This is a genomic window from Gilliamella sp. WF3-4, from assembly GCF_001690275.1.
Classification (GTDB): domain Bacteria; phylum Pseudomonadota; class Gammaproteobacteria; order Enterobacterales; family Orbaceae; genus Gilliamella; species Gilliamella apicola_C.
The window spans coordinates 40,830-57,444 of the sequence record NZ_LZGW01000017.1; the positions used below are offsets into that span (position 1 = coordinate 40,830).

Here is a 16,615-nt window from a genome sequence, read left to right on the forward strand (position 1 = left end):
ATTCTCATTAGTGGTTAATGCTTATTGTACCCATTGTTTATTTTACTAGTAGGATAACCTACAGACTATTTTGTCCACCGACGAATGTTGATGGATTTCATACATACATTAATTAAATAGGTGATTATTACCTATTAGGTAATCTTTATAATAAATTATAGATAGCCGCAGAAATTGCAACTAATCCCATAACAACAATAAATACATTACTTAATTTTCCACGATATTTTGCCAATGCTGGGATTTGATGAATTGCATACATAGGCATTAAGAACAATAATATAGCTAAAATAGGTCCACCAAGTGATTCAATAAGCGCTAAAATGCTTGGATTAATTGTTGCAATTCCCCACGCTGTTACAAACATAAATGCAATGGCTAGTTTATCAAGTTTCTTTTCTGAAATCGTTTTGTTGCGGCTACGTAATATTTTTTGCACAAGACCGTTAAAGCCTTCTTTACCACCAAGATAGTGACCTAAAAACGATTTAGCCATGGCAATAAAAGCAATTGGTGGCCCAATGTATTCAATAACTGGCGAATTAAATCGATTAGCTAAATAAGATAAAGTCGAGATATTTTGTGTTTTTGCTTCTAAAAGTTCAGCTGGCGATAAGCACAGAGCACAACTAAAAACAAAAAACATAACAGTCACAACCATCATTATGTTACTGGCAGCAATAATTTTAGTACATTTCGGTTCTGCATAAATATTGCCATATTCTTTACGTTTAGCAACAGCTAATGAGGAAATAATGGGAGAGTGATTAAACGCAAAGACCATAACGGGAATAACCAGCCAAAGTGTCATTAATATACTATGTCCACCTTCACTATTAAGGCTAAAGGATAAATTACTGCTATTCCATTCAGGGATTAAAAATAAAGCTAGCATCATTAAAACCGCAATAAAAGGGAAAACTAAAACGGACATCACTTTAACAATCAGCTCTTCACCAAAATGAACAATTGACATTAAGAATGCAACTAAAACAAACGAAAGCAAAGCACGGGGTATTGGCTGCATACCTAGTTGATTAACCATAAAACTGTCTACTGTATTGGTAATACCAACACTATATACCAATAATATTGGGTAAATGGCAAAAAAATACAGCACCGTTATCCAAATTCCTGCGGTGCGCCCAAAAGACTCTTCTACAACAACAGTAATATCGCCATTACTGTTTTTTCCTGATAGAACAAATCTACATAAAGCTCGGTGGGCAAAAAATGTCATTGGAAAGGCAAGAATCAACATAACTAATAATGGAATCAATCCACCAACACCTGCATTAATGGGTAGAAAAAGCACTCCAGCACCAATTGCGGTGCCATAAAGACTAAGCATCCATAAAGTGTCGCTTTTTCGCCATTTTGGTAATGTTGATTTATTGTTTGAACTGATAACATTTTCGTTATTCATTAACTTACTCATTGGGTACTACTCCTTAATTAATATTCTGCACATATGATATCAATTTAACGACCTTTCTAAAGTGATCGTTATCACATAAATAAAAAAATATTAAATATAATCAATATTATGTGGGTATCTATTTTGATGCTTAGTAAAATTAAAAATAAATAAAGTATCAATTTTGATTCAAAAAGTTCGAAACTAGTGACAACTGAAAGCAAATTAAAAAGGAAAGTTAAGGTGATAATCAAATATTTTGGAAAATGTTGTCTGTTGAGATTAAACGTTTAACTGTGCTTAGTACCTAAAGTTAATAGTGGGTTGGAAAATATCGGCTTATCAAAATGGGGGGGTTGGTCATTACTGAAAGTGTGTCTTTAGGCGATTATTTTAATCATGAAATGTAAGCGACTGAGCGTTTTTTACAAAGTATTAATTATCAAATTGGCACAATGACCGATTAATCTAAAACAGAGTCATAATAACAGGTTATTCCTGTCTCTAAATGCTCAATTTCTAACTCACCACCTGTTAAAATTCCACCGTCAGAAAAATAACTTGGCTTTTTTTTGAGGGTTGCTTTTCCAAAGAGTTTATCATTGTCATAAAAATACCCTTCTTTACTAATTTTATAAGAATCATCTGGTTCTATCAATCCTGTGCCACAAGGACAATTGATAGAATCTACCCAATCACCATCTTTAGTTTTACACCCGTCTCCTCGCCAGCCAAAATCTAAAATTTCATCATAACTTAAATCCATTAAATGATATTTGGTTATTTTCACAGGGTAATAGAGTATAGCAAAGACTAATAGCAGGTAAATAATATGCGATATTTTTAATTTCATTATTTTTATAACCACTTACTTTCTTATTAAATTATCAGCATAAATAAAAAACGCATGTTATATTTGTTGCTAAATCCTTTACATATAGCTTACTTTCAGTAAATCGCGCAAAAGAAATATAATCAGGTTTTTCTTCAAATAAACTTTTCGCATCAGGCCATTGCCAACTATATAACTATTCTCTACTTTGATATAAATACTATTATTGATATAAATATTATTATTTTCATATGGGATCATTTGCCTATAAATAGAACAGTCTTTACCATAATGATATTCTTCACTTTCTAATTCGCCAAGATAATAACATAGAGAATCCCCTATTCACATAGGCGCTATCATTTCTTCATATTGATTTTATTTTATTATTTATAACAGGTTAATTTACTATTAATTTTTTTATTAACAATAATTACCAATAAAATTACTTTAGTGTTATGCAAGGTACTGCTAAACTAGCTTACATTTTTATTATATTTAATACATCAATTATTTTTTAGGATAAATGTATGCGAACCAGTAAATATCTTCTTTCTACGTTAAAAGAAACCCCTGCTGATGCAGAAGTCATTAGCCATCAATTAATGTTACGTGCCGGTATGATCCGTAAAGTTGCCGCAGGGTTATATACTTGGCTTCCCACTGGTTACCGTGTACTTAAAAAAGTAGAAAATATTGTCCGTGAAGAGATGAATAAAGCTGGCGCAATTGAAGTATTAATGCCAGTTGTACAGCCTGCTGATATTTGGCAAGAAAGCGGTCGTTGGGAACAATATGGACCTGAGCTATTACGAATCAAAGATCGTGGCGACCGTGACTTTGTATTAGGTCCAACTCATGAAGAAGTGATTACTGATTTACTGCGTAATGAAGTTAGCTCATATAAACAATTACCTCTTAATGTGTATCAAATTCAAACTAAATTCCGTGACGAAGTGCGTCCTCGCTTTGGGGTGATGCGTTCGCGTGAATTTATTATGAAAGATGCTTATTCTTTCCATACTTCACAAGAATCATTACAAGAAACTTATGATGATATGTATAAAGCCTATAGCGCTATTTTTACACGCGCAGGCTTAAACTTTAGAGCAGTACGTGCTGATACTGGATCGATTGGTGGTAATTGGTCTCATGAATTCCAAGTGCTAGCGGATAGTGGGGAAGATGATATTGTTTTCTCAACGGAATCAGATTATGCCGCTAATATTGAAATGGCGCAAGCTTTAGCACCAACACAACAACGTGCAGAGCCAACTAAAGCGATGGAACTAGTTGATACTCCCAATGCAAAAACGATTGATGAATTAGTTCAGCAGTTTAATTTGCCAATTGAAAAAACGGTAAAAACCCTAATGGTAAAAGCAACTAAAGAAAGCGGTCATCAGTTAGTGGCATTATTAGTTCGAGGCGATCATACTTTAAACGAAATCAAAGCAGAAAAAATTGATATCGTTGCTTCACCCCTTGAATTTGCAACCGAAGAAGAAATTCGTGCTTTAGTTAACGCCGGTCCTGGTTCATTAGGTCCAATTAATTTAAACATGCCAATTATTATCGATCGTGATGTTGCTGTTATGAGCGATTTTGGCGCAGGCGCTAATATTGATCACAAACACTATTTTAACATTAATTGGGAGCGTGATGTTTCCCTACCACGTATTGAAGATATCCGTAATGTGGTTGAAGGCGATATGAGTCCTGATGGCAAAGGTACATTACAAATCAAACGTGGCATTGAAGTTGGGCATATATTCCAACTTGGCACAAAATATTCACAAGCTATGAAAGCGACAGTGCAAGGCGAAGATGGGCAAAACCATGTGATGATTATGGGATGCTATGGTATTGGGGTTAGTCGTATTGTAGCGGCAGCTATTGAACAATGCCATGATGATCGAGGTATTATTTGGCCAGAAGCTATTGCGCCATTTAGTGTTGTGATCATTCCAATGAATATGCACAAATCAGAAAAAGTGCAAGCGACAGCCGAAAAGCTTTACGCAGATTTGCAAGCAGCTGGCATTGAAGTGCTTTTTGATGATCGTAAAGAACGTCCTGGTGTTATGTTTGCTGATGCTGAATTGATCGGTATACCTCATACCATTGTCATTGGTGAGCGTAATCTTGATAATGGCGAAGTGGAATATAAACACCGTGCTGGTGGCGATAAAGAAATGGTAAAAGTTGATAATATTATTGAATTTATCAAAACTCGTTGCAAGCTAGCTTAACATTAAGATAACTTGCTAACTAGTTATAAAACATAATAAAATTGGGAATCATTACCCTCAATACAACAGTAATTAGCTTATTACTGTTGTATTGTTATTATTTAGCTACCATAAAGCCAATACTAATTAACGACTAGCGTAAGGTGATTTTTTTACAAAACTACTTTTAATTTTCAAAAATAAACATCCACAAATACTTAACAAAGAAAATGTTGAGTATAAATTCAAAGTGATATTGTTCTTTTTTTCGGCTAAAATAAATCAATAAAAATCTTACATCAATGGGTTGAAATAATGTTAAAAAAAGCCATCGCATTTGCACTATCTACCTCGTTATTATTACAAAGCACGTCCATTGTTTATGCTGATAATATTAACCTACCCGATATAGGTACCGCTGCTGCTACAACATTAAGTATTGGCCAAGAAATGGAAATGGGCGATTATTATATGCGAATGTTGCGAGCCGATGCTCCAATTATAAACGACCCTGTTTTAAGCCAATATATTAATGATTTAGGTAAGAAATTAGTCTCTAAATCAGAATCAGTAAAAACGCCTTTCCATTTTTATATTATGAAAAGTGATGTGCTAAATGCATTTGCCTTTTTTGGGGGAAATGTTGTTATTCACTCACGATTAATATTAGATACTGATAATGAAAGTCAACTAGCGTCAGTAATGGCTCATGAAATTGGTCATGTCACCCAACGGCATTTAGCCAGAGCGATGGAAAATCAAAGTCGAAATAGTCCTTATGTTTGGGGGGCAACGTTAGGCTCTTTATTGCTAACATTAGCGAATCCGGAAGCTGGCATGGCCGCGATGACAAGCACCATGGCAGGTTCAACTCAAAATATGATTAGTTTTACACAAAGCAATGAGCAAGAAGCTGATCGTGTCGGTTTAAGAACGCTTGCCAAAGCAGGGTTTGATCCTTATGCTTCATCGGAGTTTTTACAAAAGCTGGCTGATCAAAGCCGTTTTAGTAGTAAAGCGCCTGAAATATTACTTACTCACCCATTACCCAATAGTCGGTTAACGGATATTCGCAATCGCTCAATGCAATACAGTAAAAAAAGTGTATCGCCATCATTAAATTATTATTTAGCAAAAGCACGATTAGCAATCTTAATAACTAAAAATAAAAATGCTGCTAAACGATTACTTGAAGATTACAAAAAGATCAATAACGAACAAACTAAAACAGCTGTTATTTATGGTAACGCATTAGCTGACAACTTGAGTGCTAATAACCAAAAAGCAAAACAGCAGTTACAACCCTTATTAGACCGCGATCCAAATAATATTTGGTATATTGATTTAATGACTGATATTGATTTGGCGCTCAACAATAACGATGCAGCCATTACTCGCTTACAAGCCGCATTAAAAAAAGCCCCAGACAGCTCAGCTTTGCAATTGAATCTTGCTAATGCATATATAAAAAATAGAAATTACCAACAAGCCGTCACGTTATTGCATCGTTACACTTTTGACCATAATGATGATACTAATGGTTGGGATTTACTTGTTACAGCTTATGGTGGATCACGTTCAAGGGCTCAAGAAATGAGTGCTAAAGCAGAGTTACTTGCATTAGAAGGTCAATTCCAACAATCAATACAATTACTACAAAATGCGAAAAATCAAACCAAAGGCAATCAAACAATGATTTCTAAAATCGATGCAAGAATTAATCAATTAAAACAGTTGCAAAAACGTTATGCTGTTTATAAACGATAACAAGCTTTAATGATCATATCTCGACTAATTTTTGTAATAATATTAGTCGAGAAAATGATAAATCAGGTTATTTTTTAAGACAAATGATCTACATTATTGAAGAATTTTACCGTAAATGCTCCTTCAGGATGCTCATGGCTTTGTTTATAATTAACCAAGCTAATGCTAGTATTTAGCATTCGAGGAAAATAATTTTCATCACGATGTAAACGCCAATCGCCACCATTTAACACACAAAGTAAAATTCGTAATACTGTCCCATGTGACACAACCAAAATATTACCCGTATCTTGAGTCGCGCTTTGAACAATGGTGTTTAATCCTTGCTTCATACGCGTTAGTATATCAAGATAATTTTCACCTTGATTAACTGAAGCGTCGAAATTAGCTGGATCAGTTAAATAAGTCGTAAATTCAGGAAACGTCTTTTTCAACAGAGGGACATGTTTACCTTCCCAAATGCCAAAATCCATTTCACGCAGATCGGCAAGCTCAAAAGTGGGAATAGTAAGATTATTTTCTTTAACAATATAATCGCGTGTTTCCATCGCACGTTGTTGTGTGCTTGAGTACGCTTGCATAAAAGGAATATCTTTTAAATATTGTCCTGTTATTTTAGCACCCAAAATGCCTTGTTCGGTTAACGGTGAATTTTGAGATCCTTGCATCTGATCTTTAATGTTCCATTCCGTTTGGCCATGTCTAATTAAGTATAAATTAATATCTTTCATTCGCACTTACTACCTTGTTTATTTTAAGAATCGGTTCGCTTATATTTATCTTTTCTAAGATAGGCTAAACAAGCCTGTAAAGTATCATCCATTGGTGCATTTAATAGCATTTCTTGTAAGCTTTTAGGATGAATAAATTTAACACTTGCTGCATGTAAAAATAATCGATTAAGCTTTGTTCCTGCTAACAATGCATCAAATTGTCTATCGCCATAGCGGTCATCAAAAGCAATTGGATGGTTAGCATATTGTGTATGAATGCGGATTTGATGTGTTCGCCCAGTAACGGGGCTTGCTTTTATTAAAGTTGCAAAATCAAACCGCTCTTCAACTTTAAAACGTGTTTCTGATGGCTTACCGTCTTTATCGACTTTCACGACTCGCTCGCCGCTTTTTAACACATTTTTGAGCAATGGCGCTTGTATGACTTTGCAGTCAGAAGACCAATTACCTTTAACCAAAGCTAAATAGTTTTTCTGCATTTGTTTAAGGCGTAATTGTTCGTGTAAGGATTTTAATGCGGAGCGTTTTTTAGCAATTAATAGCACCCCTGAAGTTTCGCGATCAATGCGATGCACTAGTTCTAAAAACTTTGCTTCAGGTCTTAAAGCTCGTAATGCTTCAATTACCCCAAAACTTAAACCACTGCCACCATGTACGGCAATACCGGATGGTTTGTTAATCGCCAATAAGACATCATCTTCATAGATAATCGCTTTTTCTAAATCGGCGACTTTATTTAGCTTGGTTGAAATTTCTGGCATGGCTTTTTCTGTCATTCGAACCGGTGGGATACGAATTTCATCGCCAATATTTAATTTATATTCAGGTTTGATCCGTTTTTTATTAACACGCACTTCACCTTTTCTTAAAATGCGATAAATCATACTTTTTGGCACACCTTTTAAATAGGTGATTAAAAAATTATCAATACGCTGTGTCGCATTTTCTTCTGAAATAGTAACAAATGAGACTTGTAATTTTGTTTGTGGAACTGTTGAGTCCATAGAAAATGATTAATCCGCTATCAATAAATAAAGTCGTTTACATTATAAAAAAATAAACTACACTATCGTAATTAAAAAATAAGATAGATTATATTCAGTATAATTAAAGAAGAAAGATTATAACGGAATATGGAGGAATAAAATAGTATGTTATCACTGCTTAATCAATACTCAAAAGGTAGATTTGCTTGGTTCTTATTGTTCTTTTCCACGCTTGCTTTTGAAATAACCGCACTTTATTTTCAACATAGCTTAGGGCTTGCACCTTGTACACTCTGTATTTACCAACGTTGTGCTATTTTGGGCATTATGCTAGCTAGCATTGTTGGGCTCATTGCTCCTCGTAACATTATTGTTCGATTAATCGGTATTTTAATTTGGATGGTTAGCGCCTATAAAGGCTTTTTGCTAGCAACATTTCATGCCCATTTACAATTTGAACCTAATTTAAGTGATACTTGTTCAATTAACGCTCAATTCCCTTCGTGGTTTCCCTTAGACTCGTTGTTTCCTAGCATGTTTAAAGCTTATGGCTCTTGTGCCGATAAAATTTGGACATTTTTAACTATTGAAATGTCACAATGGATGATTATTATTTTTGCTTGTTACCTGATTTTTGGTTTAGCTGTATTAATTTCACAGATATTTCCATCGCCAAAAGGTTCAATTTGGAATAAGTAACTTTATTTATAAAACTGGCACTTTTTGTTGAGTTTGTTAGAATGTGTGGCAATTTTATTTTACGAATTGTCACATATAAATGCTTTTAGAATATCACCCGCCTATCGAACCTTGGCTGTCCATTTTATATCAAGATGACCATATCGTGGTTGTCAATAAACAACCCGGTATTTTGTCAGTTTCAGGCAATAAACCACAATTTATTGATAGCATTATTCATCGTTTACAACAAAAATATAGCTATGTCGAATCCGTTCACCGGCTTGATATGGCAACCAGCGGTATCATGGTTGCTGCACTGTCAAAATTAGCTGATCGCGAAATAAAAAAACAGTTTCGAGAACGTATCCCTAAAAAAATTTATATCGCGGTCGTACATGGACATCTTGAGCAAGATGTTGGTCGTGTTGAGTTACCATTAATTTGTGATTGGCCTAATCGTCCAAGGCAAATGGTTGATTTAGAAAATGGCAAACCTGCGTTAACTGAATATCAAGTGATAGCCAGAAATCCAGACAACACAACTCGCATAAAATTATTCCCATTTACAGGCAGATCGCACCAATTACGTGTTCACATGCAAGCCATCGGCCATCCCATTTTAGGTGATAAATTCTATGCTCATCCTGATGCTTTTGCGATGTCAAAAAGGCTACTATTACATGCTCAATTATTGACGATTAATCACCCTAAAACAGGTGAAAGTATGACATTTAGTTGCGAACCTGATTTTTAAAAATTCAACATAAAATTAGCCAGCGTGGGCTGCAACTAGCTTAAGTCAATAATGAATAAACAAGTAATATAAAGGAAGTCAAAATGCAAAAAATTGTGTTAGCAACTAATAATCAAGGCAAGGTCAATGAATTGCAACGGTTACTCGCTGATGCCGGTTTTGATATTGTTGCACAAAGCCAATTTAATGTACCTGATGCTAACGAAACAGGTTTAACATTTATTGAAAATGCTATTTTAAAAGCACGGCATACCGCTAAATTAACAGGACTGCCGGCCATTGCTGATGACTCTGGCTTATCGGTAGATGCTCTTGGCGGTCAACCAGGAATTTATTCTGCGCGTTATGCTGGTGAACACGGTAATGATCAAAGCAATAATCAAAAATTATTGGATGCATTAAACAATGTTCCCAAAGAAAAACGTACGGCCTACTTTTATTGTGCACTGGTGTTTATGCGCCACGAAAATGATCCAACACCAATTATCTGCTTAGGAAAATGGCATGGTTTAATCTTAACTGAAGCACAAGGCGACGGTGGATTTGGTTACGATCCGCTTTTTTATGTGCCTGAATTGGGTTGTACAGCGGCACAACTAACCAAAGAACAGAAAAGCCAAATATCGCACCGAGGTCAAGCACTAAAACAATTGATTAGTAAAATTAAAACTGAATATTAATTATTCACTATATTATGTATACTCGAAATTGCATATTAATAAGTAAACAGTATATACTTAATGCATCAATGATATCGGAGTTAATATTGTGATTTTACTGATAGTAAGTGGTCGCTCTGGTTCTGGCAAATCCGTTGCCTTGCGAGCGCTTGAAGATATGGGATTTTATTGTGTTGATAATATCCCCGTTGTTTTATTACCTCAATTAGCCAATTCACTAAAAGACAATAATACCCCTGTTGCTGTTAGCATTGATATCCGAAATTTACCTGAACAATTTGATTTTAATAGTGATATCTTTCAACGCTTACCCGCATCAGTTACACCCGAAATTATTTTTTTTGATTGTAGCCCAAATACCTTAATTCGGCGCTATAGCGAAACTCGACGTACGCACCCATTAACTAATCAACAATATTCTCTTGAAGAAGCCATCGATTTAGAAGAAAAATATCTAGAGCCGTTAAAATCGCATGCAAGCCTAGTTATTAATACCGATAATCTTTCGGTTCATGAACTATCTGATATATTAAGATCGCGTATTTTAGGTAAAAAAGAACGAGAATTAACGATCATTTTTGAATCATTTGGCTTCAAACATGGTTTACCTGTTGATGCGGATTTTGTGTTTGATGTTAGGTTTTTACCTAACCCTCATTGGGAAGTTAGTTTGCGTCCACTAACAGGATTAGACAAACCTGTTAAAGACTATTTATTAAGGTATGAAGAAGTCTCAAATTTCATCTCTCAAACTGCTAATTACTTAAATCAATGGCTACCGCTGTTAGAAAAAAATAACCGCAGTTATCTAACCATTGCTATTGGCTGTACAGGAGGGCAACACCGTTCGGTCTTTATTGTTGAACAATTAGCTGAATTTTTTAAGGCACAAAATAAACAAGTACAAATTCGCCATCGAACGTTAGAAAAGAAACCGTGATTATTCATTCTCGGTAGCATGGGTTGATAATTCTTCAAATCGTTCTTTGCATTTATCAATAATATTCTGGCATTTATCCGCAATATTTTTCAATATTCTTTGGTATTTAGCTGGATAATGCGTTGCATTAGGCGATGATGTAACTAATTTACCAACTTTAACTAATTCAATATCCGCAGGTAACTTAGCAAGTTTTGCTTTTAATACATTAATCGTTTGTGGATGTGGGTGCCCAATAACAATAGCAACGCCTTTTTTACGCGCTAATTTGACGGCTAAATCAAATTGCCGGCTAATTGCTCGCTCAGTTTGTTCATCATCTAAAAATACATCACGCGCTAGCACTGGAACATCATAATAACTAGCAGCCTTTTTTATTTGTGTTCGGCCAATTGTTTTGCTATCTAAAAAAAACATTGGATGCGCGCTTAATGCCTTCATCACATTAGTCATTCCGTTAAGATCTGCTGTCATCAAACTGCCCATATGGTTATTAAAACCAATAGCATGTGGCACACGCTCAATTGCATTATTTACAATCCGACTTATTTGCGTTTCGTCCATTGATGGAAATAAAGTGTCTTTTTCTAGTCGCTGTTTGCTAAGTGGTGCCATAGGTAAATGAATTATTACATCATTACCATGTTGGTGAGCAATATTAGCTATACGCGCAGCATTTGGTGAGTTAGGTAACACAGCAACAGTGATATTAGGCGAAAGCCTAATAACTTGCTCTTCATTATGCTGACGATAACCAAAATCATCAATAACAAGCGCAAGCTTAGCCGCCCAAACAGAGTGTGTATTTAGCGCAAAGACAATCATAATAAAAATAGTTATAAAACAACGCACTATTTTAACCATCCGCTTGGATCAAGCGCCTTACCATCACGGCGAATTTCAAAATATAACGCTGGGGTGCGTTGACCGCCACTGGATCCTACTAGCGCTATAGCTTGCCCATGGAGGATCCTATCGCCTACCTCAACTAACATGCGTTGATTATAACCATATAAACTCATATCACCTTTACCATGCTCAAGTGCTACAACAAAACCATAACCTTGTAGCCAACTGGCTAAAATAACTCGACCATCAGCAATGGCTTTAACTTGAGTACCATCTTTAGCATTAATTACCATTCCTTTCCAATACAATTCCCCTTGTAGCCGCTCACCAAACCTGTGTGCAACACTACCACTAACTGGCCAATTAAATTGGTGTTGAGGTTTTCCTATACCACTCACACGTGCCATTAAAGCTTGCTCGTCAGGATTAGGGATGTAACTTTTATTTTTTTGTTTTTCTTCAATATTTTTTGCTTGTTTTATTTCTTCTTCTGCTATGCGCTTGCTTTCTTGCTTTGCTTGGGCAATTTTAGCTTGTAACTTAGCTTCATTATTACGTAAATCCATTAATTTTTGTTGATTAACTTGCATCGCTGAATCAAGATCGGTTATCGTACTTTGTCGATTTTCTCGATTTTTTTCAAGTTTTGCTTGTTGTTCTTTCTGCTTACTTTGTAATGTTTTATGCGAAGATTGCTTTTTTTCTAACTGTGCGCGCTTTTCAGTCAATTGAGCTTGCGTATTTTCAAGAGCTTGGATTTGCTGTTGCCTTGCATCATTAATATAAGCATAGTAAGTCATTATACGATTATTACGCTCACTTTTCTCGCCGGAAAAAATCAGCTCTAACCCTGTCATATTACCTAGTTTAAAAGCACTCTCAAGTTGTTTGGCTAATACGCTCCGTTGCTGTTTTTGTTTTATCGTTAATTGCTCAATTTGCTTAACTAAACTATTAATCTCTTGATCAAGCTTTCTCAATGATAAATCATTTTTTTCCACAGAAGTTAGCAGTTTAGCTATTTCGGTTTCTTGCTCTTTAAGTGCATTGACAAGCTTTGACCGTTCTTTTTTTTGCTGGGCTAAACGCTTTTCTTGCTCCTCAATAGAGTGGCGTAAAGATTGCAGTTGCTTATTATCGTCCGCATACAAATAATGAATTTGTAACATTCCAACAATAACAATAATAACAAATTTTTGATAAATAGACATGAAATTGTCTTTATGATTTATAACCAAGCAATAAAAATGGTGTCACTATACCGATAAATAGACAAAGATGCAAAATGAAAACAACCTATCAAATTATTATCTTTTTTATATAAAGTGTTTATCGGTGATTAATCGTATTATAACCTTAGCTATTTTAAAAATAAGCATAACCGCTTAAAAACGGTTCAGAAAAGTGATTGATTTTATTGAGGTTTTTGTTTTGTTTTTTATGGTAATTAGCTGATTTTACGTTATTTTTTAACTATTTTTTTTGCTATTTTTTTGCTGTTTTGGCATGTTTTTTTGCAATAGCTTTGTTTTGAGGATTTTACCGTTTGCAAATAAAATTAACGGTTGATGATAACGTTCGAGCAGGAGAGGGCGAAATTTAGCACGGTTGCGTATGGTTGTAGAATATAGCTTATGGCTATTCAGCTCTGTTGCTGAGTTTTAAGACAATGGACTGAATTGTTTCTGAAAAAACTGCATCTTGTTCAGTCGATAACACATTCTAACGCCGAATAAGGCGCAGCGTTAGCCTTTTGGGTAAAAATGTTGATTTTTATAAAAATAAAAACTTTAATAAAATCAATTACTTTTCTGAAGTGTTTTTAAGATCTAAAATGCCTTGTTTGGGGGCGTTTGGTATTTTTAGCATTAAGCCTCCCTCTTTATTGTTTACGTATAAATTGTTTACGTGTAAAGAGGGAATGCTATTGTGTTTATCTGTTTTCTAAAATCCTACTGACCTTGATCAGATAGTTGCGTGATTCTTGAGAAACATGAGAAGTGACTAATTTTTGATAAACTTGTTGTGGTGTCATTGAGTTTATAATACGGATAGCTTTGTTGCGATCTTTATCAAAAGTAGACAATACACTACCAGCACCACCGTTATAGGATGTAATCATGGCATATCGCAATGATGTTGGGTTATTAATTCCTGCTAGATATTTGGTTTTTAGCAAGGATAAATAGGCCGTTCCCATGTCAACGTTATTACGAGGATCGAGTAAGAATTTTCGGCTTGGCTCTCCTGATTTGCCACGTAATTTAAAAATATCACGGCCAGCGGTGTGTTGTTGTACTTGCATGAGTCCCAGTGCATCAGTGCGGCTAACCGCATATGGGTTAAATGCTGATTCAACTTCCATAATAGCTAAAATCAAACGTTCATCAATCAAATGGCGATTAGACGCTTCAGAGACAAGTGGTAAAAATTTTCGTGCTCGTTGATTGATGTGGTTAGGAACCAGTTTAATTTCAACATAAGTAATTTGATGTGAGCCTGATTTGCGCTGTTTCAAATTATTCGCTAATACATAATCAGCAAAGCTGTTGGCTCTACCACTCCAACGGATAGGTTGGTGCTCTTGATCTAATACCTGATTGTATAAAAATGGATCTTGGGATAAATCTCGGCTAATTTTATCACGACGAATAATATCGACGGGCTCTGACATCAGTAATGTTGAAACTATCGCTTCTTTCAAATTATTTATTGGTGAATCAGACAGCGTTTCGATTGTGATCACTCCCGAAACAAAGTTAATATGAACACGTGTTTGCAGATTATCTTCATATTGAACATAGTCTTTAGGACCTGCAATAAGGACTTCTTTTGGCCCCCAGATTTGTTCAATGTTATTGGCATACTGGCTAATTAGAATATTGAAAGCATTAGTATCTTTAGCGTAATAATCGTTATTATTCGATTTTTGACTCGGGCAACCAGTTAAAAGGCTTGTGGCAATAAATAACGCAATGATTTTTTTGTTTTTTTTCATTTTGTATCTCAATTTTGGGGTTTATATCCATCAATCAGAATCTCTCCGCCTTCAAATAGAAACTTAACCATTTCTCCTTCAATTTTTTTGCGGTGCTCAGAATTCATCATATTGAGTTTATGTTCGTTAATTAGCATAGTTTGTTTTTTAAGCCATTCTTGCCATGCTTGTTTGGATATTTCATTAAAAATACGTTTGCCAAGCTCTCCTGGGTATAGTTGGAAATCTAAACCTTCTGCTTCTTTTTTTAAATAATGGCAATAAATAACACGACTCATTTTTATCTCTTTTAAGTACAATTAGCAAACGATGGCTGATTATACCTGAAAATAATTGTAGATAAGAAGAAAATAATTGTAGAAGTTTTAAATTAAAATCGTTATCAAATGAATATTAATATAAAATAAATGAATAATTATTTACTTTACACCGCGATTAATTCACTTAAAATGACATAAACTACTTTAATAATAAATGAGGATTCAATCATGCAGCCAAAAATGACCCGTGAACTATTCGATAAAGTTATTTTACCTGTTTATGCACCAGCAAATTTTATCCCTGTAAAAGGTTTCGGTAGTCGCGTTTGGGATCAGCATGGTGAAGAATATATAGATTTTGCGGGGGGGATAGCTGTAAATGCGCTGGGGCATTGTCATCCTAGACTCGTCAAAGCGCTACAAGTGCAAAGTGAAAAGCTATGGCATGTGAGTAATGTTTTTACTAATGAACCCTCGTTAAAGTTGGCGCAAAAACTGATTGATAACACATTTGCTGATCGTGTTTTTTTTGCAAATTCAGGCGCAGAAGCTAATGAAGCGGCGTTTAAATTAGCGCGTTATTACGCAATACAAAAATACAATCCTTATAAAACTAAGATTATTGCCTTTTATCAATCATTTCATGGACGTACATTTTTTACAGTGTCGGTTGGCGGGCAAGCTAAATATTCTGATGGCTTTGGTCCAAAACCTGCTGATATTATTCATGTGCCTTTTAATGATTTGGATGCTGTTAAGGCTGTAATGGATGACCATACTTGTGCTGTTGTTTTAGAGCCCGTACAAGGTGAAGGCGGTTTAGCCTCAGCAACACCTGAATTTTTACAAGGGGTACGTAAGCTGTGTGATGAATATCAAGCGCTACTTGTATTTGATGAGGTCCAATGTGGCATGGGGAGAACAGGGCGTTTATATACTTACCAGCAATATGATGTAAAACCTGATATTTTAACCTCTGCTAAGGCATTAGGTGGTGGGTTTCCAATTAGTGCTATGTTAACAACGAATGAAATTGCTTCTGTTATGCATCCTGGCGTACATGGCACAACTTATGGCGGTAACCCTTTGGCCTGCGCTGTGGCCTGTGAAGCATTTGATATTATCAATTCTCCTGAAGTACTTGAAGGCGTGCAAATTCGACGAGCTTTATTTATTAAAGAACTTGAGCTAATCAATGATAAATTCAAATTGTTCCGAGAATATCGAGGTAAAGGCTTATTATTAGGTGTTGAGTTACAACCTGAATTTCATAATAAAGCCCGTGATTTGTTAAATGTTGCGGCCGAGTTTAAAGTGATGATTTTAAATGCAGGCTCAAATGTGTTACGTTTTACCCCATCGCTGATTATATCCGAAGATGAGATAAAAGAAGGGATGGCACGTTTGACAAAAGCAGTCGAAAAAGTTGTCAATGCTTGAGTTTTTCTATACAGTAACGGCATTTTAATCAATTAAGTGCCGTTGT

The 16,615-nt window shown here is 35.2% G+C and carries 15 protein-coding genes; 7 read left to right on the forward strand and 8 right to left on the reverse strand.

Features of this window, described 5'->3' with window-relative positions:
• Window positions 1-145: 145 nt before the first annotated feature.
• Both A9G47_RS03585 and A9G47_RS03590 read right to left on the reverse strand, forming a co-directional pair.
• Window positions 146-1,426 (reverse strand): serine/threonine transporter, encoded by a 1,281-nt coding sequence (locus A9G47_RS03585; protein ID WP_065579806.1) that lies wholly within the window; start codon window positions 1,424-1,426, stop codon window positions 146-148.
• Between the two features lie 454 nt (window positions 1,427-1,880).
• Window positions 1,881-2,270, reverse strand: coding sequence for a hypothetical protein (locus A9G47_RS03590; protein WP_065642183.1), 390 nt, complete (start codon window positions 2,268-2,270; stop codon window positions 1,881-1,883).
• 509 nt (window positions 2,271-2,779) lie between these two features.
• Here A9G47_RS03590 and proS point away from each other — a divergent pair.
• Window positions 2,780-4,501, forward strand: coding sequence for a proline--tRNA ligase (gene proS, locus A9G47_RS03595; RefSeq protein ID WP_065566527.1), 1,722 nt, complete (start codon window positions 2,780-2,782; stop codon window positions 4,499-4,501).
• A gap of 294 nt (window positions 4,502-4,795) precedes the next feature.
• Window positions 4,796-6,247 carry a beta-barrel assembly-enhancing protease gene (locus A9G47_RS03600; protein ID WP_065642184.1) on the forward strand — a complete coding sequence of 484 codons (1,452 nt, stop codon included), beginning with the start codon at window positions 4,796-4,798 and terminating at the stop codon, window positions 6,245-6,247.
• 74 nt (window positions 6,248-6,321) lie between these two features.
• Here A9G47_RS03600 and A9G47_RS03605 read toward each other — a convergent pair whose 3' ends face one another.
• Window positions 6,322-6,978 (reverse strand): histidine phosphatase family protein, encoded by a 657-nt coding sequence (locus tag A9G47_RS03605; protein ID WP_065566529.1) that lies wholly within the window; start codon window positions 6,976-6,978, stop codon window positions 6,322-6,324.
• A gap of 23 nt (window positions 6,979-7,001) precedes the next feature.
• Window positions 7,002-7,985 (reverse strand): 23S rRNA pseudouridine(955/2504/2580) synthase RluC, encoded by a 984-nt coding sequence (rluC, locus tag A9G47_RS03610; RefSeq protein WP_065579769.1) that lies wholly within the window; start codon window positions 7,983-7,985, stop codon window positions 7,002-7,004.
• 147 nt (window positions 7,986-8,132) lie between these two features.
• Between rluC and dsbB the strand changes: the two genes are divergently transcribed.
• The 4 genes from dsbB to rapZ all read left to right on the forward strand — a co-directional run bounded on the left by dsbB (window position 8,133) and on the right by rapZ (window position 11,022).
• Window positions 8,133-8,666: a disulfide bond formation protein DsbB gene (gene dsbB, locus A9G47_RS03615; RefSeq protein ID WP_065566531.1), complete on the forward strand. Its 534-nt coding sequence runs from the start codon at window positions 8,133-8,135 to the stop codon at window positions 8,664-8,666.
• A gap of 79 nt (window positions 8,667-8,745) precedes the next feature.
• A complete protein-coding gene (gene rluA, locus A9G47_RS03620) occupies window positions 8,746-9,402 on the forward strand; it encodes a bifunctional tRNA pseudouridine(32) synthase/23S rRNA pseudouridine(746) synthase RluA (protein WP_065566532.1) in 657 nt (218 codons plus the stop codon).
• A gap of 83 nt (window positions 9,403-9,485) precedes the next feature.
• Window positions 9,486-10,082, forward strand: a complete 597-nt coding sequence (locus tag A9G47_RS03625) for an XTP/dITP diphosphatase (protein ID WP_065566533.1) — start codon at window positions 9,486-9,488, stop codon at window positions 10,080-10,082.
• 88 nt (window positions 10,083-10,170) lie between these two features.
• A complete protein-coding gene (rapZ, locus tag A9G47_RS03630) occupies window positions 10,171-11,022 on the forward strand; it encodes an RNase adapter RapZ (protein ID WP_065566534.1) in 852 nt (283 codons plus the stop codon).
• On the opposite strand, the gene A9G47_RS03635 is transcribed toward rapZ, so the two are convergent.
• The 4 genes from A9G47_RS03635 to A9G47_RS03650 all read right to left on the reverse strand — a co-directional run bounded on the left by A9G47_RS03635 (window position 11,023) and on the right by A9G47_RS03650 (window position 15,147).
• Window positions 11,023-11,886, reverse strand: a complete 864-nt coding sequence (locus A9G47_RS03635; protein ID WP_065566535.1) for a divergent polysaccharide deacetylase family protein — start codon at window positions 11,884-11,886, stop codon at window positions 11,023-11,025. It abuts the gene before it with no gap.
• Window positions 11,874-13,082: a murein hydrolase activator EnvC gene (gene envC / locus A9G47_RS03640; RefSeq protein ID WP_065642185.1), complete on the reverse strand. Its 1,209-nt coding sequence runs from the start codon at window positions 13,080-13,082 to the stop codon at window positions 11,874-11,876. Before envC ends, A9G47_RS03635 begins: the two co-directional genes overlap by 13 nt.
• A 722-nt stretch (window positions 13,083-13,804) precedes the next feature.
• A complete protein-coding gene (gene mltC / locus A9G47_RS03645) occupies window positions 13,805-14,869 on the reverse strand; it encodes a membrane-bound lytic murein transglycosylase MltC (RefSeq protein WP_065642186.1) in 1,065 nt (354 codons plus the stop codon).
• Between the two features lie 8 nt (window positions 14,870-14,877).
• Window positions 14,878-15,147, reverse strand: coding sequence for an oxidative damage protection protein (locus tag A9G47_RS03650; protein ID WP_065642187.1), 270 nt, complete (start codon window positions 15,145-15,147; stop codon window positions 14,878-14,880).
• A 210-nt stretch (window positions 15,148-15,357) separates the two neighbouring features.
• On the opposite strand from A9G47_RS03650, the gene A9G47_RS03655 reads away from it, so the two are divergent.
• Window positions 15,358-16,569, forward strand: a complete 1,212-nt coding sequence (locus A9G47_RS03655; RefSeq protein ID WP_065642188.1) for an aspartate aminotransferase family protein — start codon at window positions 15,358-15,360, stop codon at window positions 16,567-16,569.
• The last annotated feature ends 46 nt before the right edge of the window (window positions 16,570-16,615 follow it).